Source organism: Albidovulum sp. (genome assembly GCF_049646345.1).
GTDB lineage: Bacteria > Pseudomonadota > Alphaproteobacteria > Rhodobacterales > Rhodobacteraceae > Albidovulum.
This window is the reverse complement of record NZ_JBARVQ010000028.1, coordinates 1-1,911: the sequence shown is the minus strand read 5'-3', so window position 1 is coordinate 1,911 and position 1,911 is coordinate 1. Positions and strand designations below refer to the sequence as shown.

Here is a 1,911-nt window from a genome sequence, read left to right as displayed (position 1 = left end):
GGGCTGGCCCCGGCCTGTCCTTGGCGCAAATCCTGGCCCCGATGCACCGGGCAGGTTCACACGTCTATGGGGTGCGGCTGGATGGCTTGGCGGTGATCGACTGCGACAGTGACGATGCGGACCTTGTCGCACGGATGGAAGCACGGTTTGGTCAAAGCCCTGTTCACGTCAGAACGCCGCGCGGTCGGCATCTCTATTACCGCGCAACAGGGGCCGTGCCGAACCTGCGCGGCGAAGGCCTGCCCGTGGATATCAAGACAGGCGCGCGCAGCTATGTCGTGGGGCCGCTATCGCTTCGCCCTGATGGCGGTTTCTATGGCCCGGTGAAGGGAGTGCTGGGGAATGGGGTTCTGCCTGGCCTGCGTCACGCCCCGTCCATGAAGGCCGCGCCGATCCCGAACGGGCATCGCCACGTTGAATTGGTCACGGAGGCCATGCGTATGCTGGAACTGGTGGACAGTGCCGAAGAACTGCAAGCCAACCTTGCGGGCATCCGTGACGATTGGTGCGTGGATCCTGCGACCATGCCAGATAGTGAGTTGCACGACATTGCAAAGTGGGCTTGGAATTGCCGCTTGGAAAACCGCATCTTCCGGGGCCGTGACAGCGCCTTTCCGGTGCAACGGCTGGCCTTGGATGCCCTTCGGGGCCAAGACAACGGCGCGGATGCAATCGCCTTGCTGGTGACGCTTGTAGATCAGCACGGCCACAGCCCCGGCAAACGCTTCCCCTTGGACTTTGACGCCATGCGGTCGGCTGGCCGGATGAACCTGTCTATTTCCCGCCTGCGCGCCGCGCGCCGCACGCTGGAAGGCGCTGGTCTGTTGCGGCTGGCAAGCAAGCATCGGGCAGGATCAAGACCGCAAACTTTTGTGCTGACCCGAATGCACGCCGCGAATGCCGCCCCCGAAAACCTGACGGCCCAGCACGCCAAGGTGCAGGGGAAGCAAGGGGGGAGGGTCTAGTATTACTTATGACGCGCGATTTCCGACCTACAAATCCAACGAAGGCGAAATGCAGACCATGACAAGCAAACCCGAACCAAAGCACAACGCGCCAGTGCCAATCCCCAAGGCGCAACTGGCCCGCATCAAAATGGTAGCGGACAAGCGGGCGGCGCGGGCAGATGGCCCGTCGATGAACCTCAAGTTTGCGGATGGGGTTCTGAATGTGACCTTAACCCATGCCGACCCTGACGTGGCACTTAGCCTAGACAAAACGTCTCGTGAGCGCGTGAAGCAGGCCAGCCGCGACCTCCTAGCCTCTATCAAGGTGCGCTTGGCTGAACTCGATCGCTTCTGGGAGAAGGAGCAGACCAAGGCCGATGTCGAGGTCTTCATCCTGGACGAGGTATTCGCAAGCCTTCCATCACCGCCGTTCACACCCGATGAAAAAAAGGCACTGGCTGCAAGCGTTTATGCCCACGTGTGGCAACAGGCCGTAAATGGTGGCTTTGCACAAGCAGCGTAGTGCTGTTCCCGATTGTTCGATCCGGGTCTCGGAAGGAAAGCGAATGGAACAACAAACCGCTGCGATTGATCTGAGAAGAATAAGTTCATAATATCAGAGGCATAACGCTAAGAACCGGATGCGTGCGGTTAACAGGTCCGGAGAATATCGGCCCGCAGAGAACGCTTTTGGGCATCCTGACACAAATGCGGTGAATAGCCCGCCCCGCATAACCCTCGAAAACCACGAGAAAATCCTGCCGCGGTGGGATGGAGAGAACAGTTTCTCAAGGGCAAGTGGCGGAAGCGGTGGGATTCGAACCCACGGTACGGTTTCCCGTACGCTAGTTTTCAAGACTAGAGCCTTAAACCACTCGGCCACACTTCCATACCAATTCAGAGCGAATACCGACGCCTGACTCACGGGCGATATCTTGCCCGATGCAGCCATTCGCAGACCGTT

2 protein-coding genes and 1 tRNA gene are annotated in these 1,911 nt (G+C 59.4%); 2 read left to right on the top strand and 1 reads right to left on the bottom strand.

What is annotated here, in order from left to right:
• Positions 1–965 (top strand): bifunctional DNA primase/polymerase (locus tag WBB85_RS00720; RefSeq protein WP_432636701.1); only part of this gene is annotated, 965 nt, incomplete at its 5' end.
• A gap of 49 nt (positions 966–1,014) precedes the next feature.
• Positions 1,015–1,470: a hypothetical protein gene (locus WBB85_RS00715; protein ID WP_432636700.1), complete on the top strand. Its 456-nt coding sequence runs from the start codon at positions 1,015–1,017 to the stop codon at positions 1,468–1,470.
• A 276-nt stretch (positions 1,471–1,746) separates the two neighbouring features.
• Here the strand turns inward: WBB85_RS00715 and WBB85_RS00710 are convergent.
• Positions 1,747–1,836: transfer RNA gene (locus WBB85_RS00710), tRNA-Ser, on the bottom strand.
• Positions 1,837–1,911 lie beyond the last annotated feature (75 nt).